The sequence below is a fragment of the Massilia aerilata genome (assembly GCF_042656905.1).
Taxonomy (GTDB): Bacteria; Pseudomonadota; Gammaproteobacteria; order Burkholderiales; family Burkholderiaceae_D; genus Telluria; species Telluria aerilata.
Genome location: NZ_JBHSMZ010000015.1, coordinates 224829 through 250744, shown reverse-complemented (window position 1 = coordinate 250744; position 25916 = coordinate 224829). Strand labels below are relative to the sequence as shown.

Genomic DNA, 25916 nt, shown 5'->3' with positions numbered 1-25916 from the left:
AGCCGTGACGCATAATCACGCTAAGCCCTAGTCCGCCCTCGAAAAGCCATGACCGACCATCCCGACCACAAAGACGACGCCGATTTCACCATCGACATGCTGCCCGGTTCCCACGAGCATGCGGCCCCGCTCAATGAGGAGATGCGGGAACCGCTGCGCGAGCACCTGGAACAGCGCGCGATCAAGGAAGGCATCGCGCGGGTCGAGGCCGAGGCCAAGGCAGCGGTGGCGGCCGAGAACCGCGCCCATGCCGAGGCGCGCGCCCGCGGCCTGGCCGAGGAACGGGCGGCGATCGACGCCGAAGCCGCGGCCGCCGCGCTGGCCAACGCCCAGGCTTCGGAAGAGGCGATCGAGGCCAACCGCGACCGCATCGACACCCTGCGCGCCGCCGCCAGGGCCGCGGCCGAGCGCCTGGAAGCGATGCGCCAGGAAACCGCCGAGCTGCGCGCACGTGTGGAAGCCGACACCCATATCCGCCTGGCGGCCGAGTCGCGGGCCCGCGCCCAGGAAGAGGCGCGCCGGCGCGCCGAAGAGCAGGCGAAAAGCGACGCCGCACTGGCGGAACACGCCGCGCGCCAGGCCGACGAGCTGGCCCAGCACTCCGAACAGGCGCGCCTGCAGGCCGCCGAGCGGGTCGCCGCCGTGCACGCGGCGCGCGAGGAGGTCAGCCATAGCGCCAGCGCCGACGCCAGGGTCGCGATCCTGGCCCGCGAACGCGAGCGTGCCGAAAAGGCCGCGCGCCTGACCGCCGAGAAGCTGGCCGAAGCGGAAGCCGAGGCGCTCGAACTGGCGCTGCAGCGCGAGCGCGCCGACCAGGTCGCGCTGGCCTCCAGCTTTGCGCGCGCCGCGGCCGAGGCCAGGGCGCTGGAAGAGGCGAGGGCGCTGGCCCACATCGAGCAGGAGCGCGAAGCGATCGCCGTGGCCCAGGCCGAGTACGAACGCACCGCCGCGCAATCGCTGCGCATGCGCCTGCAGACCGAGAAGGAATTGCGCGACGCCGCGGTCCACCGCGAGCGCCTGGAGGAGCGCGCCGCCGCTGCGCTCGAGGCGCGGCGCGAAGCCGAAACGCGGATCCTGGCCGCGACCGAGGCCCGCATCGAAGCCGACCGCAAGCTGCGCGAAGTGGCCCTGGCCCGCGCCCAGGCCGAGGAAGACGAAGCCGCCCAGGCGCAGGCCCGGCTGGACGCCGAGCGCGTCGCCGCCGAGCAGGCGCGCCAGCGCGCCGATGCCGACCGCCAGGCGCTGGAAGCGGCGGCGCTGGAAGCCGAGCAGCAGGGGCGCGAACGGGCATTGGCAGAGGAACGCGCGGCCCAGTCGGCCGCCGCGGCCCAGGCGAAAGCCGCCGAGAACGCGGCCGAACAGGCGCGCCTCGCCCACGAGGCGGAACTGGCGGAACTGCAGCGCGAAGCCGCCGGCCTGGCCGAGCGCCGCGCCCGGGAAGCCGAAGCGCTGGCGGCCGCCGAACGCGAACGCGTGCACGTGGAGCGGGAAGCGCTGGCCGCGCTGGCGCAGCGCCAGGAAGCCGAGCGCGCGCTGGCCGCCGCCGCCGAAGCCAGGATCGCCGCCGAGCAGGAACGGGAAGCGCTGCTGCGCGCCCAGGCCGGACACGAACAGCGCAGCCTGGCCGCGCAGCAGGCGGCGGTCGAGGCCCAGCGCCAGGCCGTGATGGATGCGGCGCGCCAGGTCGAGCATGAGCAGGCGATCGCCGCCGCCCAGCAGCATGAGGCGGCCGCCGCCGCCGAGCACGCCGGGGCCGCGGCCGCGCAAGCGGCCGCGCTGGCGCGCGCGCAGGCGGAACGCGCCGGCCACGAAGCCCGCCAGCAGGCCCTGGCCGAAGAACTGCTGGCGGCCGAGCAGGCGGGCGCCGACGCCGCCCGCGAAGCCCTGCTGCTGCTCGAGCAGAAGCTGTCGGCCCAGCGCCAGCAGGCCGCGCTCGACACCCGCGCCAGCGAGGCCGCCGCGGCGCGCATCGCCTCCGAGCACGCGGCCGTCGCCGCTGCCGAAGCGCGCGCCAAGGCCGAGGAAGAGCACGCCCAGCTGGCGAAGATGCGCGAGCTGGCCGAGCAGGCCGCGGCCCAGGCGGCCATCGACAAGCGCGAAGCCCAGCGGTCGTTGCTGGAACACGCCCAGCAGGCCGCCGACATGCAGCGCAAGTCCCTGCAGGCGACCCAGGAAATGATGGAAGCCAAGCGCCGCCTGGTGGAACTGGAAGCCGGCCGCCAGGAAGAGCAGGTGGCGGAACTGGGCGCGCTGCGCGAACAGGTCGACGCCCTGCAGGCCGAGGCCAAGCAGCGCGCCGAATCGGCCGACCTGGCGCGCGAGGTGCTGGGGCGCTTCTCGCAGCTGCCTTCGGCGCAGCAGGCGGCGGCGCGGCTGGCCGAGGCGGTGGCCAGGCAGCGCGGCGAAAGCTGAGTTCCGGCTGACCCACCTGTAGGATCTTCCAGTTGGGGCGCCCGCGCGGCGCGCCTAGAATGGGCTCACCGCTTTCTTGAGGAGCCGTCGGAAATGAAGGTCGACATCGCCACGCTGCCGCCGGTGCGCATCGCCACCATGCGCAAGACCGGGCCCTACGGACCGGAGATCGGCCGCTTCTGGATGGCGGCTTTCCGCCCCTGGCTGCGGGAACAGGGCCTGCTCGGCGCGGCCACCTACGGCATCGGCCACGACGACCCGGCCGTCACGCCGGCGCAGGACTGCCGCTACGATGCGGGCGTCGAGGTGGATGCCGATTTCACGGCGCCGCCCGGCGTCTTCATCACCCTGCTGCCGGGCGGCGTCAACGCGGTGGCCGCGTTCTCGGGCCAGGCCTGGGAAGTGCCGGGCGCCTGGCAATGGCTGCTGCGCGAATGGCTGCCGGCCAGCGGCCGGTCGGCCGACTTCACGCGGCCCTGCACCGAATACTATCCCCGCCATTGGCGCGCCGAGGCCGACGGCAGCTTCGCCTGCGAATTGCGCCTGCCTCTAGCGTAAGCAGGCGGCGCAGCCGGCGCCTCAGCGCACGCCCGTCGTCCGCTTGTCCTTGAAGAAGTTCCAGGCCTCTTCGGCGGTGTCGAGGTCGTGGTTCATGTTGCCGACCAGCTTGCGCAGGATCCACGGCAGTTCCTCGGCCTTGGAGGCGTGCGTGTGGCCGCCGCCGTCGATGCGCATGAACTCGACCTGCACCCGGGCCGGGTCGCTGCCCCAGACATAGCGCGTGGCCGAGGTCGGGTCCGAGGATTGCAGGTGCGGCAGGCGGAAGCGCATCGGCGCTTCCGGCAGGCCGGCGGCGCGGCGCCACATGGCCACCGATTCGTCGGCGCTGACGCCGCTGCCGCGGTCGCGCAGCAGCCAGTGCCCGACCTTGCCGCCGTAGTAGGGCGCGATGTCGTCGGCGGTGCCGTGCGAGACGAACACGGAGATCGGATACACCGGCGCCTTGCAGCGGCTCTGCATCGGCATCAGCGCGCTCTGCACGCCGATCGCGGCCAGCTTCGGCCCCAGTTCGATGCCCAGCCGGTAGACCATGCCGCCGCCGTTCGAGCTGCCGAACACGTAGATGCGCTCCGGATCGGCGCCCAGTTCGTTGACGGCGGTGTCGATCAGGGAGGCGAGGAACCCGACGTCGTCGCTGGTGGCATTGCTGGCGGCGTCCGCACGGCAATCGTTCCAGGCCTGCTTGCCGTCGGCGCCCTTGATGCCGTCCGGCGCGATCAGCATCACGCGCTCGCGCTCGGCGAGGCGGATCCAGTCCTGAGCCTTATATAGGCCGAACGATTCGAGGCCGACCATGAAGGCGGCCGAGGCGCCATGGCCGTGCAGCAGGATCACGGTGGGGCGGTTGCTGCGCGCCAGCCGGTCCGGCTCCACCACGAGGTAGTGGCGCCGGCCTTCGGGACGCAGCAGCGTGTAGTCGACGATGGTGGAGGCCTGGGCGGCGCCGAGCGCACCGCACAGCGCCAGCAGACATCCCGCAGCCCGTCCTCTCATGGCATCACCTGATATGAAAAAGTATCGATAACTCGGCTATTGATTCTTTTTGCGTATCAAGTGCCCGGATTCGGCGCCGCCGGATTGTTGCCGCCGACCACGGCTTTCTCGACGAAATAGCTGGTCTCGCCAAAACAGCTGGTCGGCAGGCCGACGTGCTGGGCGTAGCTGAGCTGCACGCGCTGGCCCATGGCGGCCTGCAGCTGCTTGACGACGGCTTCGTCGCGGACGGAGAAGGCGAAGCGCTCGGGGATGGCGCCCGGCATGCTCGACAGCAGGATCTCGCCTTCCCAGGTCTTGCACAGCCAGCCCTTGCGCGACAGCTTCTGCAGGTAGCCGGCGCGTTCGCCCTCGGAATACGACCAGTGCAGCACGAGCGCCGTGTACAGCGCGAACAGCACAATCGCGGCGACGAGGACGGAGGCAATCAGGACACTGGCGCGGCGTGGAATGGTCGAGGGCATGGGGTAGGGGCGTGAGTGATGGGCGTGAATGAAGTCGCGCCCATTCTGCCGATGAGCGGGCGGATTGTCAAAAGCGCATGCGCCTACACGTTGACGCCGAAGGAGCGGGCCAGCGGACCAAGGCCGCCGTTGTAGCCCTGGCCGACGGCGCGGAACTTCCATTCGCTGCCGTAGCGGTAGAGTTCGCCGAAGATCATCGCCGTTTCGGTCGAGCTGTCCTCGGACAGGTCGTAGCGTGCGATCTCGCGCTCGCCGTCCGCATTCAGGCAGCGGATGAAGGCGCGCGCCACCTGGCCGAAGTTCTGGCGGCGCTGGTCGGCTTCGTGGATGGTGACGGCGAAGGCGATCTTCTCGACGTCGGCCGGCACCCGCGACAGCTCGACCAGCAGGCGCTCGTCGTCGCCTTCGCCCTGGCCGGTGCGGTTGTCGCCGGTGTGCTTGAGCGAGCCGTCGCTCGACTGCAGGTTGTTGTAGAAGATGAAGTCGGCATCGCCGCGCACCTTGCCGTCGCCGCGCAGCATGAAGGCGCTGCCGTCGAGGTCGAAGGTGGCGCCGTCGCTGGCGCGCGGGTCCCAGCCCAGGCCGATGATGACCTTTTTCAGGCTCGGGTCTTCCTTGGACAGATTGACGTTGCCGCCTTTTTGCAGACTGATCGCCATGATGTTCCTTTCTTTTTGATTAGGTGCTGGTTTCGAGCTGTTCGCGGCGCTTGTGGCGCACCGAAGACCACAGCGACACCAGGATGAAGGCGATCCCGGACAGGCCCGTGAACCATTCCGGGATCTCGTATTCGACGCTGGCGAACATGATCAGGGCCAGGATGCCGATCGCGTAGTGGGCGCCATGCTCGAGATAGACGAACTCGTCCAGCGTGCCCTTGTGCACCAGGAACACCGTCAGCGAGCGCACGAACATCGCGCCGATGGCCAGGCCGAGCATGATGATGACGACGTCGTTGGTGATGGCGAAGGCGCCGATCACGCCGTCGAAGCTGAACGAGGCGTCCAGCACCTCGAGGTAGAGGAAGCCGCCGATGCTGCCCTGCGAGATCAGCTTGCCGACCTTGGGATCGTGTTCCTCCTCTTCGAGCAGGCCGCTGATCCAGTCCACGCCCACGTAGACGATCACGCCGACCACGCCGGCGACCAGCACCGGCAGCTTTTGCGGCTCGGGCATCAGGCTCATGCAGCCGAACACGGCGACCAGGGTCAGCAGGATGGCCAGGCCCTCGCTGCCCAACTCGCCGACCTTTTCTTCGATCCAGCCCAGCCAGTGGAGTTGCTTTTCCTCGTCGAACAGGAAGTTGAGGAAGACCAGCAGCAGGAAGGCGCCGCCGAAGGCCGCCACCTCGGCGTGCTGGGCCGTGAGCTGGCGCGCGTACTCGTCCGGCGTGTTGACGGCCATGTGCCAGACGTCGACCAGGCCCAGCCCGGTCGCCACCGACACGATCAGGAGCGGAAACACCAGGCGCATGCCGAACACGGCCACCAGGATGCCCACCGTGAGGAAGAGCTTGCGCCAGAATGCGTTCCAGTTGCGCAGTACGGTGGCGTTGACCACCGCGTTGTCGAAGGACAGCGACACTTCAAGCACGCCCAGTACCGCCGCGATCCACAGGGCCTGCACCAGCCCGCCGGCGCCGCCGTGGCTGTAGCCCCACCAGGCGGCCAGCGCCAGCAGGACCACCGTCACTGCGAAAGACAGCTTGAAATGTTGCATTCAATTCTCCTTATGTACTAGCTTGCTTAATAAACCACACTGGACGGGATAATACTGGTTTCCCTGTATGGCAGGCGCATCGCTTCTGCGATAATGCTGCCCGGCATTACGTTTGTAATAACACATTGGAACTCACATGGACTTCACTTACCTGCTGACCCCGCTGCTGACCTGGCTGGTGGTCGGCCCGATCAAATTCCTGATCAACAGTGCGCGCCAGCGCGCCTGGGCCTTCAACCTGGTCGGCAACGGCGGTTTCCCGAGCAACCACAGCGCTACCGTGACCAGCATGGCGACCCTGATCGCGCTGCGCGAGGGCATCAGCCATCCGGCGTTCGGCGTCGCGGTCACCCTGTGCTTCATCGTCATGATCGACGCCAACAGCCTGCGCCAGCACGTCGGCCGCCAGGCCGCCGCCATCAACCGCCTGTCCGAGGGCAGGGACGGCTTCCGCAAGCTGCGCGAGCGCATGGGGCATACCCTGGTCGAGATCGGCGGGGGGATCCTTACCGGGATTTTGATGGGGAACCTGGTGTATCACTTGTTTGTGAAGTAAAGCTGAACGTCAACTTGGATCCCCGCCTGCGCGGGGACGACGGTGTTGGCTCGTCATTCCCGCGCAGGCGGGAATCCAAGTTGCGCGATCTGCCATTAGCGTCATCACTGTCCGCACTGTCCGCCAACTGTCCGCATCCGGACGCATTTCACCCCCGCTCAACTGCAGTTCATCGCCAAAAAACGCAGTTCATCCCTCGAAAACCACGCTCCGCCGATCGCCGATTGACTGCCCTGTCAGGCTCACGGATACTGCGCGCTGGCTTTTTATATTCTTATATTTACAGGTAGCGAGTCCACTCGGGAGAACCACGAAATGCTGCGCAAAACCCTACTCGTCCTTGCCATTGCTTCGGCGCTTGCCGCCTGCGGCAAAAGTGACAAGGAACCCGCCAAGCCGGCCACTGCGACTGCGCAGGCGGATGCCAAGAAAGATGGCAAGCCTGTCCAGCTGCTGGTCCAGCCGGAAGACGTGCTGACGGTGCAGAGCAATGCGCTCGCTTCGGGTCCCGTGATCACCGGCTCGATTCAGCCGGAACGCAAGGCCGACCTGCGCGCCGAAGTCTCGGCCGTGGTCCTGCAGGTGCTGAAGGAGAACGGCGAGCCGGTCAAGCGCGGCGACGTGCTGGTCAAGCTCGACGAGACCTCGATCCGCGACAGCCTGATGTCGGCCGAGGCCTCCGTCCGCGCCGCCGACCAGGCCTTCGAGCAGTCGACCCGCGCGCTGGACCGCCTGAAGACCCTGCGCGCCTCCGGCATGACCTCGGCCCAGGCCCTGGACGACGCCGAAGTGCGCCGCAACACCGCCCAGAGCGAAGTCTCGGCCGCGCGCTCGCGCCTGGCCGCGGCGCGCCAGCAGGTCGGCCGCACCGTCGTCAGGGCGCCGTTCGACGGCATCGTCTCCGACCGCAAGGTTTCCGCCGGCGACACCGCCGCCATCGGCAAGGAACTGCTGAAGGTCATCGACCCGACCTCGATGCGCTACGAAGGCCGCGTCTCGGCCGACAAGATCAGCACCGTCAAGGTGGGCCAGCGGGTGAGCTACCGCATCAACGGCTATGGCGACCGCCAGTTCACCGGCGTGGTCAAGCGCATCGACCCGGCCGCGAACGAAGTGACGCGCCAGGTCGAGGTGCTGGTCGGCCTGACCGGCGAGCAGCCGCGCGTGTCCGGCCTGTACGCCGAAGGCCGCATCGACGCCGAAACCAGCTCGGTCCTGATGGTGCCCGAGAGCGCGCTGGTGAAGTCCGGCGACCATACCTACGCCTGGAAAATCGGCGCCGGCGGCAAGTCGCTGGTCAAGGCCGACCTGGGGATCGGCGCGCGCGACCAGCGCACCGGCGCCTACGAAGTCAAATCCGGCCTCGCCGCCGGCGACCTGGTGCTGCGCGCACCGAATTCGAGCCTGAAGGATGGCCAGGCGATCGTGATGGCGGCGCCCAAGGCCCAGGCCCAGGCGCTGGCCAGCGTCGGCAATCCTGGCGCACAAGGAAAATAAGGCGAACCACCATGTTCCTTTCCAACTTTAGCGTCAAGAAGCCGATCGCCACGATCGTGCTGATCGTGATGATGATGTGCCTGGGCCTGCTCGCGCTGAAAAAGCTGCGCGTCAACGAGAGCCCGGACGTCGAGATGCCCGCGATCATGCTGATGATTCCGTATCCGGGCGCGTCGCCCGAGACGGTCGAGCGCGAGATCATCAACCGCCTCGAAAAGTCGATGCAGAGCATTCCCGGCGTGCACGAGATGAACTCCACCGCCAACGAGGGCTCGGCCCAGTTCTGGATCCAGTTCGAGTTCAAGCGCAACATCATCGAAGCCTCGGACGACATCCGCAATGCGATCGCGGCGGTGCGCTACAAGCTGCCGATCGAGATGCGCGAGCCGATCCTGCGCCGCTTCGACCCGTCGGCCCAGCCGATCATGAACGTGGCGCTGTCGTCCAGCACCCAGAGCAAGGCCGAGATCTCGCGCCTGGCCGAGGACGTGCTGGCGGACCGCTTCCGCAGCATCGACGGCGTGTCCACCGTGACCGTCAACGGTTCGCTCAAGCGTGAACTGTCGGTCCTGCTGCGCGCCGACAAGCTGCGTGAATACAACGTGTCGGTCGGCGATGTCACCAGCGCCTTGCAGCGCCAGAACACCAATGCCCCGGTAGGCAAGGTGCGCGGCGTGCTCGACGAGAAGAGCATCCGCCTGGTGGGCCGCATCGAGCATCCGGACGACTTCCAGCAGGTGGTGGTCAAGCGCAACGGCGAGCAGATCGTGCGCCTGAACCAGGTGGCCGAGATCAAGGACGGCTTCGCCGACGTCGACGGCCTGTCGATCCGCAGCGGCAACGACAACGTCGGCATCCAGATCGCCCGTACCCGCGACGGCTCCACGGTGACCGTGGCGGACAAGGTGCGCAAGATGGTCGACGAGATCCAGAAGGATCTGCCGAAGGGTACGCGTATCGAAGTCGTGCGCGACGGCGGCAAGAACGCCCAGAACAGCCTGAACAACGTGATCGAATCGCTGGTGCTGGGCGCCGTGCTGACCATCTTCGTGGTGTACGCTTTCCTGAACTCCTGGCGTTCGACCCTGATCACCGCGATGTCGCTGCCGACCTCGGTGCTGGCCGCCTTCATCGCGGTCTGGCTGTGCGGCTTCACGCTGAACTTCATGACCCTGCTCGGCCTGTCGCTGGCGATCGGCGTGCTGATCGACGATGCGATCGTGGTGCGTGAAAACATCGTGCGCCACATGGAAAACGGTTCCGACCGCCGCACCGCGGCCCTCGAAGGCACCGCCGAGATCGGCATGGCGGTGGCCTCGACCACCTTCTCGATCATGGCCGTGTTCATTCCGGTGGCCTTCATGCCGGGCATGTCCGGCGAATGGTTCCGCCCGTTCGCGCTGACCGTGACGGCCTCGGTGGCGGTGTCGCTGTTCATTTCCTTCACCCTCGACCCGATGCTGTCGGCCTTCTGGGGCGACCCGCCGGGCTACCACCACGCGCCGAAGAAAGGCCTGTCGAAGGCGCTGGCGAAATTCAACGTCTGGTTCGACCACCAGGCCGACCGCTACGGCCGCGTGATCGCCTGGGCGCTGCATCACCGCAAGTCGATGGCCGTGATCGCCGTCGCCAGCTTCGTCGGCGCGATCGCCCTGCACATGAAATTCGGCGGCTCGTCCTTCCTGCCGAAGTCCGACCAGCAGAACATCGCCATCGACGTGCGCACGCCGCCATCCTCGTCGGTCGAATATGCGCACTTGAAGATGGAAAAAGCGGCCGAAATCGCCCGCGGCATCAAGGAAACCAAGGAAACCAACGACTACATCGGCGCCAGCGGCGGCCGCGTCTACGTCGACATCGGCAAGCGCACCGAGCGCACCCGCAGCGCCGCCGAAATCGCGGCCGACCTGCGCGAGCGCCTCAAGCCGCTGGTCGGCGCCGAGTTCGTGGTCCAGGACGACCTGAACAACGGCGGCGGCAAGCCGGTGCAGATCGAGTTCACCGGTCCGGATTCGCGCAAGCTGATGGAACTGACCACCGCCTACATGGAGAAGCTGCGCCAGGTGCCGGGCGCGGTCGACGTCAGCCTGTCGCAGCAGGACCCGAAGGACGAGCTGCAGATCGTGCTCGACCGCGGCCTGGCGAACTCGATGGGCATCTCGGTCGGCGACGCCGCCAGCGCGCTGCGCGTGGCCTTTGCCGGCATCGAAGTCGGCGACTGGGTCGACCCGACCGGCGAAACCCGCGACGTGGCCGTGCGCCTGCATCCGGACGACCGGGTGGCGACCGAGAACATCGAGCGCCTGCCGATCGCCGTTACCGGCAGCAATATGCTGGTGCCGCTGGACCAGATCGCAACGATCACCATGGGCAAGGGCCCGTCGACCATCGAGCACAAGGACGGCAAGCGCATCATCGCCGTGTCCGCCAACGTGCAGGGCCGCTCGAACGGTGAAGTCACCGCCGACGCCATGAAACTGGCCAAGAGCATGGACTTCCCGCCGGGCTATGGCCTGCAGCTGGGCGGCATGGGCCAGGACCAGCAGGAACTGTTCACCGAGATGGTGATCGCGCTGCTGTCCGGTATCGGCCTGATGTACCTGATCCTGGTGATGCAGTTCGGCTCCTTCACGGCGCCGGGCGGCGTGATGCTGTCGCTGCCGCTGTCGCTGATCGGCGTGGTCGTGGCTCTGCTGCTGAGCAATTCGACGATCAACCTGATGAGCCTGATCGGCATCATCATGCTGATGGGCCTGGTGGCGAAGAACGCGATCCTGCTGCTGGATGCGGCGCGTTCCCGCGAAGCCGAAGGCATGGACCGCGAGGAAGCGCTGATGGAAGCCGGCCGCGCCCGTCTGCGTCCGATCCTGATGACGACCTTCGCGCTGATCGCCGGCATGCTGCCGGTGGCGATGGGCCTGGGCGAGGGCGGCGAGTTCTACCGTCCGCTGGCGATCGCCATCATCGGCGGCACCATCACCTCGACCATGCTGACCCTGCTGGTCGTGCCGACCTTCTACGACAGCATCGAGATCGCCAAGGACCGCATGGGCGCCAAGTTCCGCCGCCGCGCGCTGCGCTTCACGGCGCTGCCGGCCTTCGTGATGACCTTCGTGGAAGCGATCCTGACCATCGTGATGGTGCGCTTCGTGTTCCGCATGATCGTCAAGGCGGGCCGCTTTGCGACCGGCCGCCGCGAGGGGACTGCGGCCGCATAAGCACGGTTGCACCGCCGCAAATGGAAAGGCCTGCTCGCGCAGGCCTTTTTTTTCGCCGCTGCAAAGGACCCGTTCCAGGCCCTTTGCGAATGCGCCGTGCTTGACTGCAATTAATGGCCGGTGCCGGTGCCGGTGGCAGGCGTGGTGCCGGTGCCGGTCGTGCCCGTACCGGTAGCGCCGGTGCCGGTGCCGGTGCCGTCGACCGGCGGCGTGGTGCCGGTACCGGTGGCGCCGGTGCCGGTTGCGCCGGTGCCGGTATCGCCCATGGTGCCGGTAGCGCCGGTGGTGCCGGTGCCGGTCGTGCCCGTGGTGCCGGTGCCGGTGGCGGTGTCACCCGCCGCGCCGGTGCTGCCGGTGCCGCTGGTGCCCGAGGTGCTGCTCGGCGCGGTGGCCGCCGTGTCGCCGGTGCCGGTCGTGCTGGTGGTGTCGGTTTTCTTGCAAGCCGCCAGGCTTGCCATCAGGGCTGCGGCAAACAGGATCTTCGATGCGTTGTTAAGAGCTTTCATTTGTTTTACTCCTCGTTCACGTCTACTTTTTTTGCCGCCGTCTCCAGGTGAGGCGCTGGAGGGTCGACGACGCCAGGTTAGTTCCAACAGGACCTTTCGGCCTCTCAAGGAACCATGGTGGAACCGACGCAGAACGCGGCCCCATTGTGGTGGACGAATTCGACTCCGGTAGACCTGACATGGCGCTTCCCGGTTCCCGAATTGCACACCTTTATCATTGAGAGCCGAACCATCAGCGTTCCACTCTCGTTCCACCGGCGAAACTGCCGGATGGTCTGGTCGCCGTGTCGGCGGTATCGCCGGCGGCTTGTTCGAGCAGCGCGGGGACCTCGTCCGCCAGTTCCCGCGCCAGGTAGCCGAGTTTGCCGAGCCGCGCCGCAAGGCGTTCGCCGGCGCGCGCATGCAGCACCACGCCCCAGCCCGCGGCCTGGGCCAGTCCGGCGCCGCGCGCCGCCAGCCCGGCGATGATGCCGGCCAGGACGTCGCCCGAGCCGGAAGTGGCCAGGCCGACGTTGCCGCCTTCGTGCTGCCAGCGTTCGCCGTCCGGCGTGGCGATCACGGTGCGCGCCCCCTTCAGCGCCACCACCGCGTTCCAGCGCTGCGCCATGTCCAGGGCCAGGCGGTCGTCGCCGGCGGAAATCTCTTCCTTCGCGATGCCGGTCAGGTGCGCCATCTCGCCCGCGTGCGGCGTCACCAGTACAGGAACGTCGAAGCGGAAGGGCGGGTTGACGCCGGCCGGTGGATGCAGGATCGCGCCCATCGCGTTGGCGTCGAGCATGATGCTGGTGTCGGTGCCGTGCAGGCGCGGCAGCAGCGCGTGCACCAGGCGCGCGGTGGCTTCCTCGTCCTGCATGCCGGGACCGATCAGGACCGCGTTGATGCGGTCGGCCAGCGGATCGAGCGCGGCCACCGCTTCGACCGTGAAACCGCCGGCTTCGTTCTCGGCCAGGCCCAGCACGCGCGACTCGGGTATCGCCAGCGCCACCAGCTGGGCCACGCTGTTGCCGGTGGCGACCGTCAGCTTGCCGGCGCCGGCGCGCAGGGCGGCGACGGCGGCCAGGATGACGGCGCCCGGCATTTCGCGCGAGCCGCCCAGGATCAGCACGTGGCCGCGCTCTTCCTTGTCGGCGTCGTGGGAAGGGATCGGCAGCGGCCAGCTGCGCAGCATGCTTGCATCGAGGTCACGCGGACGGGCGTTGGATTGCAGCGTCATGAAGTGCGCCTCAAGCCTTCGCCGCCGCCGGCACATCCTTGCCGGTGGTGACGGGGGTACCCGTTGCTTCGAGCGGTGCGACGAAATTGACCAGCCGCGGCGCCAGCTTGCCGCGCTTGCCCAGCGAGGGGTCGAAGGCGTAGGAGGTGACCGAGCAGTTCGGCACGTCGCCCAGGCGGTCCTGTTCGAGGATCGTGGCTTCGTCCATGCGCTCGATCAGGTAGCGGAAACAGTTGACGATGACCTGGTGGCCGACGATCAGCACGCGCTCGCGGCAGTATTCGCGGGTGAGCGTGTCCAGCACGCTGCGCAGGCGCAGGATGACGTCGCACCAGCTCTCGCCGCCGGGCGGGCGGAAATAGAACTTGCCGACGTGGCGGCGCTGTTCATACAGGTCGGGAAATTGATCGGCGATGCCGCGCACGGTCAGGCGGTCGAGGATGCCGAATTCCTTTTCGCGCAGGCGTTCGTCGGCGTGCACGGCCAGCAGGTCTTCGCGGTCGAGGCGCTCCATCAGGAACTTGGCGGTCTGGACCGCGCGCACATAGGGCGAATACAGCACGACGTTCGGCCGCGTGTGCTCGGGAAGGGCGCCGAACCAGGCGCCCAGCGCCTGCGACTGCTGCATGCCGAGTGCGGACAGGGGCACGTCGACGTCGCGCTCGGCAATATCCACACGCAAGCCGGCAGCTGCTTCGGCGGCATCGCGCGCGACATTGCCGGCGCTTTGCCCGTGCCTGACCAGCCAGATTTCCTGAGGCCACTTTTGATCCATCACCAACCTGTTTGTGATTTTGACATGACATGATCATAGACGGATTCGGCAAGACGTCTGCGCACGATTCCGGCTGAAAACGAAAGCCGGCAGTGTGCGAGAAAGGGCATGTAGGAATGCGCCTCATCCGCTTCCGCGCTGAGCGTGCTCATGCCGCACGCATCGGCTGCACGCCATACTCCGGCATCCATTCATCAGGCGGAGGCTCCCATGCGTCGTACCCGATTTCTACAGTCCCTGATTGCCGCGGCGGCGCTGGCGGCGCCTTTGCTGGCGTCGGCCGATCCTCGCTATGCGGTCACCGTGGTCGGCGGCGCCGACAGCTGGGCGCGCGACATCAATAACCAGGGCCAGGTGGTCGGCTCGATGTATACGGGCTCGGCCTATCATGGCTTCGTGTATGGCGGCGGCGTCCTGACCGAGATCGGCACCTTCGGCGGTGCGAACAGCGGCGCGAACGCCATCAACGATCTCGGGCAGGTCGTCGGCAATGCCGAAAACGCCGACGGCTTCGCCCATGGCTTCATCTACAGCGGCAGCACGATGAGCGCGATTTCCGGCGGCGATTCCATGCAGGCCTACGGCATCAACAACAGCGGCACGATTGCCGGTTCGATGCTCGTGAGGACGCCCGACGACACCTACTGGCATGGCTTCACCTGGTCGAACGGGAGCCTGACCGACCTGGGCACCTTGTCCTACGGCGACGGCAGCCGTGCCTTCGCCATCAACAGCCATGGCGATGTCGTCGGCGCCGCCGCGAACATGTTCCACGGTGCGCCCAACTGGCCGGAGGATCCTTTCGTCTACCACAACGGGGTAATGACCGGCCTGGGCAACCTGGGCGGGCCCTGGAGCGCGGCAAACTCGATCAACGACAACGGGCAGGTGGTGGGCTATCTCGGCGTCGATTCGCTTCCGGGAAACCCCGGCGACATCTACCCGAGGTCCGCCTTCCTGTACGAGAACGGGCAGATGCACATGCTGGAAGGCGTGCCGGCGAACTGGAGCAGTGGTGCCAACGACATCAACAACCTGGGCCAGGTGGTCGGCTGGGCCAGCGGCGCAGATGCCGGATTTGCCTTCCTCTATCTAGACGGCGAAATGGTCGACCTGAACACGCTGATCGATCCGGCCTCGGGCTGGACCATCACGGACGCGAACGCCATCAACGACCTGCAGCAGATCGCCGCCCAGGCTTGCCGGGCGGGCGTCTGCCAGGCGGTCCGGCTCGACCTGGTGTCGGCCGTGCCCGAGCCGCCGACCTTCGCCCTGCTGGCGGCCGGCCTGGCCCTGGGACTGGCGCGCGGACGGGGGCTCAGGCTACCTGTTCGTCGCCGTCGAGGTTGATCGCGGCGTCGCTGTTGAAGACGCGCATGTCGGTTTCGCCCAGCACGCGGCTGGCGAGGGTGCCGGCCGTGATGGAGCCGCTCACATTGAGGGCGGTGCGGCCCATGTCGATCAGCGGTTCGATCGAGATCAAGAGGCCGGCCAGGGCCACCGGCAGGTTCATCGCCGACAGCACGATCAGGGCGGCGAAGGTGGCGCCGCCGCCGACCCCGGCCACGCCCACCGAGCCGATGGTGACGATGCCGATCAGCGGCAGCAGGAATCCGCTGGTCCAGGGATCGATGCCGACGGTCGGGGCGATCATCACCGCCAGCATGGCCGGGTAGATGCCGGCGCAGCCGTTCTGGCCCATCATCGAGCCGAAGGAGGCGGCGAAGTTGGCGATGCCTTCCGGCGTGCCGAGGCGCGCGGTCTGGGTCTGCACGTTCATCGGGATGCTGCCGGCCGAGGTGCGCGAGGTGAAGGCGAAGGCCAGCACCGGGAAGATCTTCTTCACGTAGCGCAACGGGTTCAGGCCGACGCCGGAGACAATCAGCAGATGCACGCAGAACATCAGGATCAGCGCGCTGTACGAGGCCGCCACGAAATTGATCAGCTTCAGGATGTCCTGCATGCTGGAGCTGTCCAGCACCTGGGCGATCAGTGCGAACACGCCGATCGGCGTCAGGCGCAGCACCAGGCTCACCATGCGCATCACGATCACGTGGGCCACGTGCACGAAGCGGGCGAAGGATTCGAACACGTCCGCGTGCTTGGCGGCGATGCCCGTCGCCGAGACGCCGATGAAGATCGAGAACAGCACCACCGCGATGGTCGAGGTCTTGCGCGCCCCGGTCATGTCGAGGAAGGGGTTTTCCGGGATGAAGGAAAGGATGGTGTTCGGCAGCGACAGCTGCTGGGCCGTCGCCAGCTTGCCTTCGAGGTAGGCGCCGCGCGCGACTTCGGCCGCGCTCGAGGTCAGGCCGACCGCGGTGAGGCCGTAGAGCTTGGCCATCAGGATGCCGATCGAAGCGGCGATGGCCGTGGTGACCATCAGGGTGCCGATCGTGAGCGCGCTGATCTTGCCCAGCGAAGAGGCGTCGCGCAGCTTGAGGATGGCCTGGATGATCGAGACCATGATCAGCGGGATGATGATCATCTGCAGCAGCTTGACGTAGCCGCTGCCGACCACGTCGAGCCAGGCATTGGTCTGGGCGATGACGGGGGAATCGAGCCCGTAAGCCAACTGGAAGCCGGCGCCGACCAGCACGCCGAGGCCGAGGCCGGTGAACACGCGCTTGGTGAAGGAAGCGTGGCGCTGCTGCATGACGAACAGCAGGGCGCAGACGGCGAGGGCGATGGCCAGGTTCAGGATCAGTGGGAGGCTCATATGCGTACCGGAAATATAACTGACGCATTTTATAGTGATTTATGCATGGCGTGCATGACAGCACCGCTTTTCCCGGCGCGTTTGCTGTCCTCTTGTAAATGTTGTTGACAGTACTATTCAATCTTGCAAGACTCGGCTGGCTTCGGACGGGAGAGACGAGATGCGTGGCATGAGCTTGCTGAAGGTGCTGGTCCTGGTATTGACGTGCTGGTACGCCGGCGCCTGGGCGCAAAGTCCGCCGCCCGCGCCGCCTGCGCGCACGGCCATCGAATTATTCACGCCCGAAGGCGCGGTGCGCGAGGTGCGCCAGGCCACCGCCCGCTTCAGCGCGGCGATGGTGCCCTTCGGCGACCTGCGCGCACCGGCGCCGATCGAGGTCGACTGTCCGGTTCCCGGCGCCGGGCGCTGGGTCGACGAGCGCACCTGGGTCTACGACTTCGAGCGCGACCTGCCCGGCGCCCTGCGCTGCCGCTTCCAGCTGCGCAAGGACTTGCGCGACCTGGCCGGACAGCCGGTCGAGGGCAAGCGCGACTTCCTGCTGATGACCGGCGGCCCCGCCGTGCTGCAGAGCCAGCCCTACGACGGCAGCGGATCCATCGACGAGCGCCAGGCCTTCGTGCTGGGCTTGTCGGCGCCGGCCACGCCGGCTTCGGTCACTGCGCATGCCTGGTGCCAGGCCGACGGCATCGCCGAAAAGATCGGCGTGCGCATCCTGGCAGGCGAGGCGCGCGCGCAGGCGCTGTTCGCCAGCCGCGGGCTGCTGCAGCGGACCCTGCAGGATGAAGAAACGCGGGCGCCCGGCAAACCCTGGACGCTCGCGCAGCTGCGGGCCGACGACAAGGCCGGCAAGCTGGAGCGCTTCCTGGTGCTGCAATGCCAGCGCACGCTGCCGGCCGATACGAAGCTGGCGCTGGCCTGGGGCGCGGGCATCGCCGCCGCCAACGGCGCCGCCACCACCACCGACCAGATGCTCGCTTATAAAACCCGGCCGGATTTCAGCGCCAGGCTGAGCTGCGAGCGGGTCAGCGCGCGCGCCCAATGCATTCCCTTCCTGCCGATGCGGGTGAACTTCAGCGCGCCCATCGCCGTGGCGGACGCGCGTGCGATCTACCTGGAAGAGGCGGGCGGCAAGCGCCATCCGGCGGCGCTGGGCAAGGAGGCGGACAGGACCAATACCGTCGGCACGGTCAGCCTGCCCGGCCCGTTCCCGCAGCAGGCCAGCCTGACCCTGCACCTGCCGGCCGGGCTGAAGGACGATGCCGGGCGTCCGCTGGTGAATGCCGCGCGCTTCCCGCTGCCGGTGCGCACCGGCGAGGCGCCGCCCCTGGTCAAGTTCGCGGCGCCCTTCGGCATCCTCGAAGCGAAAGGGGACCGCATGCTGCCGGTCACGGTGCGCAATGTCGAAGCGAAGCTGGCCGGCACCATGCGCAGCAGCGGCGCGGCGCTGCAGCTCAAGGCCGGACGCGAGAAGGAGATCATCGACTGGCTGCACAAACTGTCCGGCCCCTGGGGCGGCTGGATGCCCTCGCAGCCGTCCGGCAAACAGCTGGAAGTCTCCGTGTTCGCCGGCGGCGCCGTGAAAAAGGAGACGCTGCAGCGGTTCACCCTGCCCAAGCCGAACGGGCGGCGCGCCTTCGAGGTCATCGGCATCCCGCTGCGTGATCCCGGCTTTTACGTGGTGGAGCTGGAGAGCCCGCGCCTGGGCGCCGCGCTCAACCCGAAAGGACGCACCGCCTGGGTGCGCAGCGCGGCCCTGGTGACCAACCTGGCCGCCCACTTCAAGCTGGGCGCCCAGTCTTCGCTGGTGTGGGTGACGTCGCTCGACAAGGGCAGGCCGGTGGCCGGCGCCCAGGTCGAGGTGCGCGACTGCGCGGCGCGCCTGCTGTGGAGCGGCGCCAGCGACGCCCAGGGCATCGCGCGCATCCGCAAGGAGCTGCCGCCCTCGCGCTGCAAAGGCCAGGATAACTACTTCATCACGGCGCGCAGCGGCGAGGACTTCACGTTTACCCTGTCCGACTGGCACGACGGCATCGAGAACTGGCGCTTCAACCTGCCGGCCGGCGGGCGCTTCGAAGACAGCCGCATCGCCGCCACCGTATTCGACCGCAGCCTGCTGCGCGCCGGCGAGACCGTCCACATGAAGCATTTCATGCGCCGCCAGACCATGGCCGGTTTCGCCATGCTGCGCGCCGGCGACAAAGCCCCGGACGCAGGCCAGGCATGGCGCAATCGCGGGCCTGACGCCGATGCCGACGCCGAAAAGTCCGCGCTGCCGGCCAAGGCCTTCCTGGTCCACCAGGGCAGCGGCGAGAAGACGGAACTTGCCCTGGCCTGGGACGCGAACGGCGCCGCCCAGGGCGAATGGAAGATTCCGCAGGATGCGAAGCTGGGCGTGTACGAGGTGCTGGTCGGCGGCCTGCTGTCCGGCTCCTTCCGCGTCGAGCAGTTCCGCGTGCCGACCATGAAGGCGATATTGAAGGCGCCGCTTGATGCCCAGGTGGCGCCGTCCAGCGTCAGCTTCGATGCACAGGTCGGTTTTCTAGCAGGCGGCCCGGCCGGCCAGGCGCCGGTCAAGCTGCGCAGCGTGGTCCAGGATACCGGCATCCAGTTTCCCGGCTACGAGGAGTTCAGCCTGGGCCTGGGCGACGTCAGGGAAGGCGTGGTGGCGCAGGGCAGCATGGGCGGGGAGGAGGACGAGGGCGAAGGCGCGGCGCCGGAAAGCGAAGAGGAGGGCAGCCAGCTGGAAGCCGCGCGCACCCAGTCCCTGAACCTGGACCGTGCCGGCGGCGCCCGCATCGCGGTCGACAGGCTGCCGCAGCTCGACAAGCCGAAAAGCCTGCTGGCCGAGCTCTCCTACCAGGACGCGAACGGCGAGACCTCGACGGTGGCCGCGCGCGTGGCGCTGTGGCCGTCCGCCTGGGTGGTCGGCCTGAAACCGGAAGGCTGGCTGCTGAAGAAGGACGCCGTGAAATTCCAGGCCGTGGTGCTGGACGTGGCGGGCAAGCCGGTAGCCGGCGTGCCGGTCGGCGTCGATTTCTTCGTGCGCCAGACCACCTCGCACCGGCGGCGTCTGGTCGGCGGCTTCTACGCCTATGAACACAGCAGCGAGATCAAGCGCCTCGGCGAGGCCTGCAGCGGCGTCACCGATGCGCGCGGCCTGCTGCCGTGCGACGTGAAGGCGCCTGCGGAAGGAGACCTGATCCTGCGCGCCCGCGCCAGCGACGCCCAGGGACGGGTGGCGGCGACCCAGCGCGAGGTCTGGATCGGCGGCGACGAGGAACAGTGGTTCGCGGGCGGCGACCACGACCGCATCGACCTGCTGCCGGCGCAGAAGCGCTACGAAGCCGGCGACACCGCCACCCTGCAAGTGCGCAGCCCCTTCCGCAACGCGACCGTGCTGGTGACGGTCGAGCGCGAGGGCATCCTCGACAGCTATGTGCGGCGCCTGTCCGGTCGCGAGCAGCTGGTGCGCATTCCGGTCAAGGCGAGTTATGCGCCGAATGTGTTCGTGTCCGCCTTCGTCGTGCGCGGGCGCGTGGCGGGCGTGCAGCCGGCCGCGCTGGTCGACCTCGGCAAGCCGGCCTATAAACTGGGGATCGCGCCGATCAAGGTCGGCTGGGCGCCGCACGAACTGAAGGTGCAGGTGAGCACGGAGCGCCAGGTGTATAAAGTCCGCGAACAGGCGGGCGTGAAGATCAAGGTCGAAGCGCCGGGCGGCCGCAAGCTGCCGGCGGGAACCGAGGTGGCGCTGGCCGCGGTGGACGCCGGTCTGCTGGAGCTGATGCCCAACACCAGCTGGAACCTGCTGGAGGCCATGATGCGCGAGCGGAGCCTGCAGGTGCAGACCGCGACCGCGCAGATGCAGGTGATCGGCAAGCGCCACTTCGGCCGCAAGGCCTTCCCGCACGGCGGCGGGGGCGGGCGCAGCGCCACCCGCGAACTGTTCGAGACCCTGCTGCTGTGGAAGGGCAAGGTGACGCTGGACGCGAACGGCGAGGCCAGCGTGCAGGTGCCGCTCAACGACACGCTGGGCAGTTTCAGGATCGTCGCGGTCGCTGCCGGCGGCGCGGGACTGTTCGGCACCGGCACGGCCGACATCCGCACCACCCAGGACCTGATGCTGCTGTCCGGCCTCCCGGCCAGCGTGCGCGAGGGCGACGCCTTCCGCGCCGGCTTCACGGTGCGCAACGCCTCCCAGCGCGAACTGGCGGTGCGCCTGAGCGCCAGCATGGCCGCCGACGGCGCCAGGGGACAGGCGCTGGCGCCGCTGGACCTGAGGCTGGCGCCGGGCGAGTCGCGCGAGGTAGGCTGGACGGTGCAGGCGCCGGCGGGCGTCAAGACCCTGCAGTGGGAAGTCGAAGGTGCAGCCGGCGAGGGCGCGCAGGACCGCATGCGCATCCGCCAGCAAGTCAGCCCCGCCGTGCCGGTGCGCACCCTGCAGGCCACGCTGATCCAGCTCGACGGCGAAAAGACCCTGCCGGTGCAGCGTCCAGGCGATGCGCTGCCGGGCCGCGGCGGCATCCAGACCCTGCTCACGGCGCGCCTCGGCGGCGACCTGCCCGGCGTGCGCGACTACATGCAGGCCTATCCCTACACCTGCTTCGAGCAGCGCACCTCGCGCTCGGTGGCGCTGCGCGACAAGGCGCTGTGGGAGTCGACGGTGGCGACCCTGCCGGCCCACCTTGACGCCGACGGCCTGGTCAAGTATTTCGCGACCATGGACCAGGGCAGCGATGTCCTGACCGCCTATGTGCTGTCGCTGACGGGCGAAGCAGGCTACGAAATCCCGGAAGACCTGAAGCAGCGCATGGAAGCGGGGCTGACGTCCTTCGTGCAGGGACGGATCGCGCGTCCGCCGCTGCTGGCCAGCGGCGAGCTCACGGTGCGCAAGCTGTCCGCGCTGGAGGCCTTGTCGCGCAGCGGGCAGGTCGCGCCGGCGCTGCTCGAATCGATCACGGTCCAGCCGAACCTGTGGCCGACCTCCGCGGTGCTCGACTGGTACCAGATCCTGATGCGCGGCGCCGGCCTGCCGCAGCGCGAGCAGGCGCTCGCCCAGGCGCGCCAGGTGCTGCGCGCGCGCATGAACCTGCAGGGCACGACGATGGGCTTCTCGACCGAGCGCAGCGACGAATGGTGGTGGCTGATGGCGTCCACGGACGCGAATGCCAACCGCCTGCTGCTGGCGGCAATGAACGACCCCTTCTGGCAGGCCGACATCGGCCGCCTGGCGCGCGGCGCGCTGGGCCGCCAGCAGCACGGCCGCTGGCAGACGACCACCGCCAACGCCTGGGGCGTGGTGGCGATCGATGCCTTCTCGCGCAAGTACGAAGCCGAGCCGGTACAAGGCAAGGCGCAGCTGACGCTGGGCGGGGCCTCCTGGACCGGCACGGTGCCGTCCACGTTGCTGCAGGCCTGGCCGGAAGGGCCGGCGACCTTGAAGCTGCGCCAGCTGGGCAGCGGCAAGCCCTGGGCCACGGTGCGCAGCCTGGCGGCGATTCCCCTGAAGGCGCCGCTGTCCTCGGGCTATCGCATCAGCCGCAGCATCACGCCGGTCGAACAGAAGACCAGGGGCCAGTGGTCGCGCGGCGACGTCTACCGCGTGCGCCTCGACATCGACGCCCAGGCCGACATGACCTGGGTCGTGGTCGACGATCCGATCCCGGCCGGCGCCAGCATCCTCGGCACCGGCCTGGGACGCGACAGCCAGATCGCGGCCTCGGGCGAGCGTGCCCGCGGCTGGGTGTGGCCGGCCTTCCAGGAACGGACGCAGAGCGCCTTCCGCTCCTACTACGAGTTCGTCCCGAAAGGCAGCTTCAGCGTCGAGTACACGGTGCGCCTGAATAACGAAGGCCGCTTCAGCATGCCGGTGACGCGGGTCGAGGCGATGTACAACCCGGAGATGTTCGGCGAAGTGCCGAATGCGGCGGTGGCGGTGGGGCCGTGAATAAACGGTACGCCCTGCTGCTTGCAGCGGTCCTGGCGGCGCCGGCGATCGCCGCGGTGCCGACGCCGGCGCAAGTCAGGGCGGCCTGGCAGCCGTCGGAGGCGCAGCTGCTCGACCGCCACGGCCAGCCGCTGGAAAGCGTGCGCATCGACATGGCGGCGCGGCGCCAGCCCTGGGTTCTGCTTTCCGAAATCTCGCCCAGCCTGGGCCGTGCGGTGATGCAGGCCGAGGACCAGCACTTCATGGAGCACGGCGGCATCGACCTGCAGGCGGTCGGCCAGGCGGCCTGGGACAACCTGTTCCGCGTGCGCGGCGGCCAGGCGCGCCTGCGCGGCGCCTCGACCATCACCATGCAGCTGGCCGGCCTGCTGGACCCGGCGCTGGCCTCGCGCGCGGCGGGCCGCAGCTGGCGCCAGAAGTGGGACCAGGCGCTCGCCGCGCGCGAGCTGGAAGCCGGCTGGAGCAAGCAGCAGATCCTGGAAGCCTACCTGAACCTGGCCAGCTTCCGCGGCGAGCTGCAGGGCGTTGGCGCGGCCTCGCGCGGCCTGTTCGGCAAGGCGCCGTCCGGCCTGGATACCGGCGAAGCGGCGATCCTGGCCAGCCTGCTGCGCGCGCCGGGCGCCTCCGTGCGCGAAGTCGCAAGGCGCGCCTGCGCGCTGGCGGCCGAGCTGAAGGCGGCATCGCCCTGCGCCACCATCGAATGGCAGGTCGAGGTGGCCTTGAGCCGTCAGGGCGCGGCCTTCCAGCAGCCGCCGGCCCGGCTCGCGCGCCTGCTGCTGGACGGCGGCAAAGGTCCGCGCGTGCTGCGCTCGACCATCGACGGCCAGCTGCAGCGCTTTGCCGCCATGACCCTGCGCCGCCACCTGGCCGAGCTGGCCGGCCGCAACGTCGGCGACGGCGCGGTGCTGGTGCTGGACAACGACAGCGGCGAGATCCTGGCCTATGTCGCCAACAGCGGCGCGGGCGAGGTCGATGGCGTGGCCGCGCTGCGCCAGGCGGGGTCGACCCTGAAGCCCTTCCTGTACGAGCTGGCGATCGAGCGCGGCCTGCTGCACGCCGCCTCGCTGCTGGACGATACGCCGGTCGACATCCCGACCGTCGGCGGCCTGTATGTCCCGCAGAACTACGACCGCCGCTACCACGAGGTGGCGAGCGTGCGCACCAGCCTGGCCGGCTCGCTGAACATCCCGGCGGTGCGCACCTTGATGCTGACGGGGCTGGAGCGCTTCCACGAGCGCCTGCGCGAAGCCGGGCTCTCCAGCCTGACCGAGGCGGCGGACTTCTACGGCTACTCGCTGGCCCTCGGCTCGGCCGACGTCAGCCTGCTCGAACTGACCAACGCTTATCGGACGCTGGCGAACGGCGGTCTTCAAGGGAGCGTCACGCTGCGTGCACGCGTCCCGGAACGCAAGCACCGGGTGCTCGATGAAAAAGGCGCTTTCATCGTCGGCGACATCCTGTCCGACCGCGGCGCCCGCAGCGTGACCTTCGGCCTGCGCAACGAGCTCGCCACCAGCTTCTGGAGCGCGGTAAAGACCGGCACCAGCAAGGACATGCGCGACAACTGGTGCGTGGGCTGGTCGAGCCGCTACACGGTCGGGGTCTGGGTCGGCAACTTCGATGGGCAGCCGATGTGGGACGTGTCCGGCGTGTCCGGCGCGGCCCCGGTGTGGCGCGACCTGATGGACTATCTGCACCGCGACAGCCCGAGCCGCGCGCCGTCCGCGCCTCCAGGCCTGGTGCGGCAGACGGTCGCCTTCACGCCGGCCGTCGAGGCGCCGCGCAGCGAGTGGTTCGTGCGCGGCAGCGAGACCGCATCGGTGGAGCTGCTGGCGCCGTCGCAGCGCCAGCCGAAGATCGTGTACCCGGCCGACTCCAGCCTGATCGCGCTCGATCCCGACATCCCGGAAGCGCTGCAGCGCGTGCGTTTTTTAGCCCAGGGCGGGAGGGAACTCGTGTGGGTGCTGGACGGCGAAGAAGTGGGGCAGGCCGCGGTGGACGGCGGCTGGGCGCCGGTGCCGGGCAAGCATGAACTGAAGCTGGTGGGACAGGACGGGCGCATGCTGGCGAGCGCCCGTTTCGAGGTGCGCGCAAACGCTCAGCTGGTCTCGACCTTCTCGACCAGCAGCGGCGGATCGTCGGCCAGGCCAGTCATGTCCAGGGACGCCGGCAGCGGCGAAAACAGCGGCGAGTCCGAACGGTAGGGCACGCGGCCCGAGGGCACGTGCCTGGCCACCGGATCGAGGTGCAGGTCCTGGTCGTCGAAGAAGATGTGGGCGCGGAAGGCCTTCACCACCTTCGACTTCGGCACCCCGCCCAGGAAGAAGATCTCGTTCACGTAGACGCCCCAGTGGCGCAGGGTATTGATGACCCGCATCTCGGCCGGCGCGCTGCGCGCGGTGACGATGGCGATGCGCACCGGCGAGGCATCCGCGCCGAAGGGCAGGCGCTCCTGCAGCTTGGCCAGCTTGCGCAGCAGGATGGCGTAGGGGCCGTCGTTCATCGGCTCGTTCTGCTTCTCGTCCTCGACGGTGTGGAAGCGGCCCAGGCCCTCGGTCTTGTAGACCAGCTCACTCGAATCGTCGAACAGCACGGCGTCGCCATCGAACGCGATGCGCACCTGGTCTTCGAGCGGCGCATCGCCCGAATGCGGCGGCGGCTTGAGTACGGCGGCGGCGCAGGCCTGGGCGTCGATGATGCGCTGCGCGTCCTCGACGTTCGTGGTCAGGAACAGGTCGACCGCGAAGGCATCCAGGTAATCGACCACCGAGGTCCCGCCGGTAAAGGCGTGGCGCGAGATCGGCAGTCCGCGCGAGCGGATGTTGTTGAAGACCCGGACCCCGGTCTCGGGGCTGTTGCGCGACATGACCACGACCTCCACCAACGGCTTCGATTCCGATGGCGCAAAGCGGTTCAGGCCGAGCAGGGCGCGCACCAGCGGCATGCCGGTGCCGTCGCGCAGCGGTTCGTTTTCGCGCTCCAGCATGTAGGCCCGGTACTCATCGAGGGCGTTCTGCGGGTTTTTCGCGTACTTGGCTTTGTAGACGGCATCCGCTTCGGCCAGGTCGAACAGGGCGGTGGCGGAGATACCGACGACGAGGGTGTCTGTGAGGTCGAGGGGCATGGCGGTTGTGTGGTTGAGTAAAGCGCTGATCGGATATTACCCGACAGGAAGGTCGGACGCGGCTTGGCTCCATAAGAATATTCCAAGGGGAAATGAATGGAGGAGAATTCAGGCCTCCTTTGAGGGCGAGCAATGGACGGCGAGGTCTTGCGTTTTACCCATATCGCATGCCTTTGCGTCTGCTCAAGCGTGCCCGGCGCCGACGGCGAGACCAT

Annotated in this window: 17 protein-coding genes; 8 read left to right on the top strand and 9 right to left on the bottom strand. The window is 68.4% G+C overall.

Going from position 1 to position 25916, the window contains the following annotated elements:
* Positions 1-48: 48 nt before the first annotated feature.
* Complete coding sequence (locus ACFPO9_RS18805; protein ID WP_379773356.1) at positions 49-2412, top strand: coiled-coil domain-containing protein; 2364 nt, start codon at positions 49-51, stop codon at positions 2410-2412.
* A 93-nt stretch (positions 2413-2505) separates the two neighbouring features.
* The gene (locus ACFPO9_RS18800; protein WP_379773354.1) at positions 2506-2970 is read left to right on the top strand and encodes an AraC family transcriptional regulator; all 465 of its coding nucleotides are present in this window, start codon (positions 2506-2508) and stop codon (positions 2968-2970) included.
* 21 nt (positions 2971-2991) lie between these two features.
* Here ACFPO9_RS18800 and ACFPO9_RS18795 read toward each other — a convergent pair whose 3' ends face one another.
* The 4 genes from ACFPO9_RS18795 to ACFPO9_RS18780 all read right to left on the bottom strand — a co-directional run bounded on the left by ACFPO9_RS18795 (position 2992) and on the right by ACFPO9_RS18780 (position 6149).
* On the bottom strand, positions 2992-3966 hold the full coding sequence (locus ACFPO9_RS18795; protein WP_379773351.1) for a CE1 family esterase: 975 nt from the start codon (positions 3964-3966) through the stop codon (positions 2992-2994).
* A 56-nt stretch (positions 3967-4022) separates the two neighbouring features.
* A complete protein-coding gene (locus tag ACFPO9_RS18790) occupies positions 4023-4430 on the bottom strand; it encodes a hypothetical protein (RefSeq protein WP_379773348.1) in 408 nt (135 codons plus the stop codon).
* Between the two features lie 83 nt (positions 4431-4513).
* A complete protein-coding gene (locus ACFPO9_RS18785; RefSeq protein WP_230027983.1) occupies positions 4514-5089 on the bottom strand; it encodes a TerD family protein in 576 nt (191 codons plus the stop codon).
* Positions 5090-5108: 19 nt separating this feature from the next.
* On the bottom strand, positions 5109-6149 hold the full coding sequence (locus tag ACFPO9_RS18780; protein WP_379773346.1) for a DUF475 domain-containing protein: 1041 nt from the start codon (positions 6147-6149) through the stop codon (positions 5109-5111).
* A gap of 136 nt (positions 6150-6285) precedes the next feature.
* On the opposite strand from ACFPO9_RS18780, the gene ACFPO9_RS18775 reads away from it, so the two are divergent.
* From ACFPO9_RS18775 to ACFPO9_RS18765, 3 genes are all read left to right on the top strand, one after another.
* Entirely contained in the window at positions 6286-6705 is a 420-nt protein-coding gene (locus ACFPO9_RS18775; protein WP_379773343.1) for a divergent PAP2 family protein, read from the top strand.
* Positions 6706-7020: 315 nt separating this feature from the next.
* On the top strand, positions 7021-8202 hold the full coding sequence (locus ACFPO9_RS18770; protein WP_379773340.1) for an efflux RND transporter periplasmic adaptor subunit: 1182 nt from the start codon (positions 7021-7023) through the stop codon (positions 8200-8202).
* An 11-nt stretch (positions 8203-8213) separates the two neighbouring features.
* On the top strand, positions 8214-11420 hold the full coding sequence (locus ACFPO9_RS18765) for an efflux RND transporter permease subunit (RefSeq protein WP_379773337.1): 3207 nt from the start codon (positions 8214-8216) through the stop codon (positions 11418-11420).
* 110 nt (positions 11421-11530) lie between these two features.
* On the opposite strand, the gene ACFPO9_RS18760 is transcribed toward ACFPO9_RS18765, so the two are convergent.
* The 3 genes from ACFPO9_RS18760 to ACFPO9_RS18750 form a co-directional block, all read right to left on the bottom strand.
* On the bottom strand, positions 11531-11926 hold the full coding sequence (locus ACFPO9_RS18760; RefSeq protein ID WP_379773335.1) for a hypothetical protein: 396 nt from the start codon (positions 11924-11926) through the stop codon (positions 11531-11533).
* 232 nt (positions 11927-12158) lie between these two features.
* On the bottom strand, positions 12159-13139 hold the full coding sequence (locus ACFPO9_RS18755; protein ID WP_379773332.1) for an NAD(P)H-hydrate dehydratase: 981 nt from the start codon (positions 13137-13139) through the stop codon (positions 12159-12161).
* Between the two features lie 10 nt (positions 13140-13149).
* Positions 13150-13914 carry a histidine phosphatase family protein gene (locus tag ACFPO9_RS18750; protein ID WP_379773329.1) on the bottom strand — a complete coding sequence of 255 codons (765 nt, stop codon included), beginning with the start codon at positions 13912-13914 and terminating at the stop codon, positions 13150-13152.
* A gap of 210 nt (positions 13915-14124) precedes the next feature.
* Between ACFPO9_RS18750 and ACFPO9_RS18745 the strand changes: the two genes are divergently transcribed.
* Complete coding sequence (locus ACFPO9_RS18745; protein ID WP_379773326.1) at positions 14125-15264, top strand: HAF repeat-containing protein; 1140 nt, start codon at positions 14125-14127, stop codon at positions 15262-15264.
* Here ACFPO9_RS18745 and ACFPO9_RS18740 read toward each other — a convergent pair.
* Entirely contained in the window at positions 15233-16633 is a 1401-nt protein-coding gene (locus tag ACFPO9_RS18740; protein WP_379773323.1) for an L-cystine transporter, read from the bottom strand. The two genes, ACFPO9_RS18745 and ACFPO9_RS18740, sit on opposite strands and share 32 nt — an antisense overlap.
* A gap of 169 nt (positions 16634-16802) precedes the next feature.
* On the opposite strand from ACFPO9_RS18740, the gene ACFPO9_RS18735 reads away from it, so the two are divergent.
* Together ACFPO9_RS18735 and pbpC are read left to right on the top strand one after the other, a co-directional pair.
* The gene (locus ACFPO9_RS18735) at positions 16803-22577 is read left to right on the top strand and encodes an alpha-2-macroglobulin family protein (RefSeq protein ID WP_379773320.1); all 5775 of its coding nucleotides are present in this window, start codon (positions 16803-16805) and stop codon (positions 22575-22577) included.
* The gene (pbpC, locus tag ACFPO9_RS18730; protein WP_379773318.1) at positions 22574-24781 is read left to right on the top strand and encodes a penicillin-binding protein 1C; all 2208 of its coding nucleotides are present in this window, start codon (positions 22574-22576) and stop codon (positions 24779-24781) included. The genes ACFPO9_RS18735 and pbpC overlap by 4 nt, the downstream gene beginning before the upstream one ends.
* Here the strand turns inward: pbpC and ACFPO9_RS18725 are convergent.
* Positions 24676-25701, bottom strand: a complete 1026-nt coding sequence (locus ACFPO9_RS18725) for a 5'-nucleotidase (RefSeq protein WP_379773315.1) — start codon at positions 25699-25701, stop codon at positions 24676-24678. The genes pbpC and ACFPO9_RS18725 overlap by 106 nt on opposite strands.
* Positions 25702-25916 lie beyond the last annotated feature (215 nt).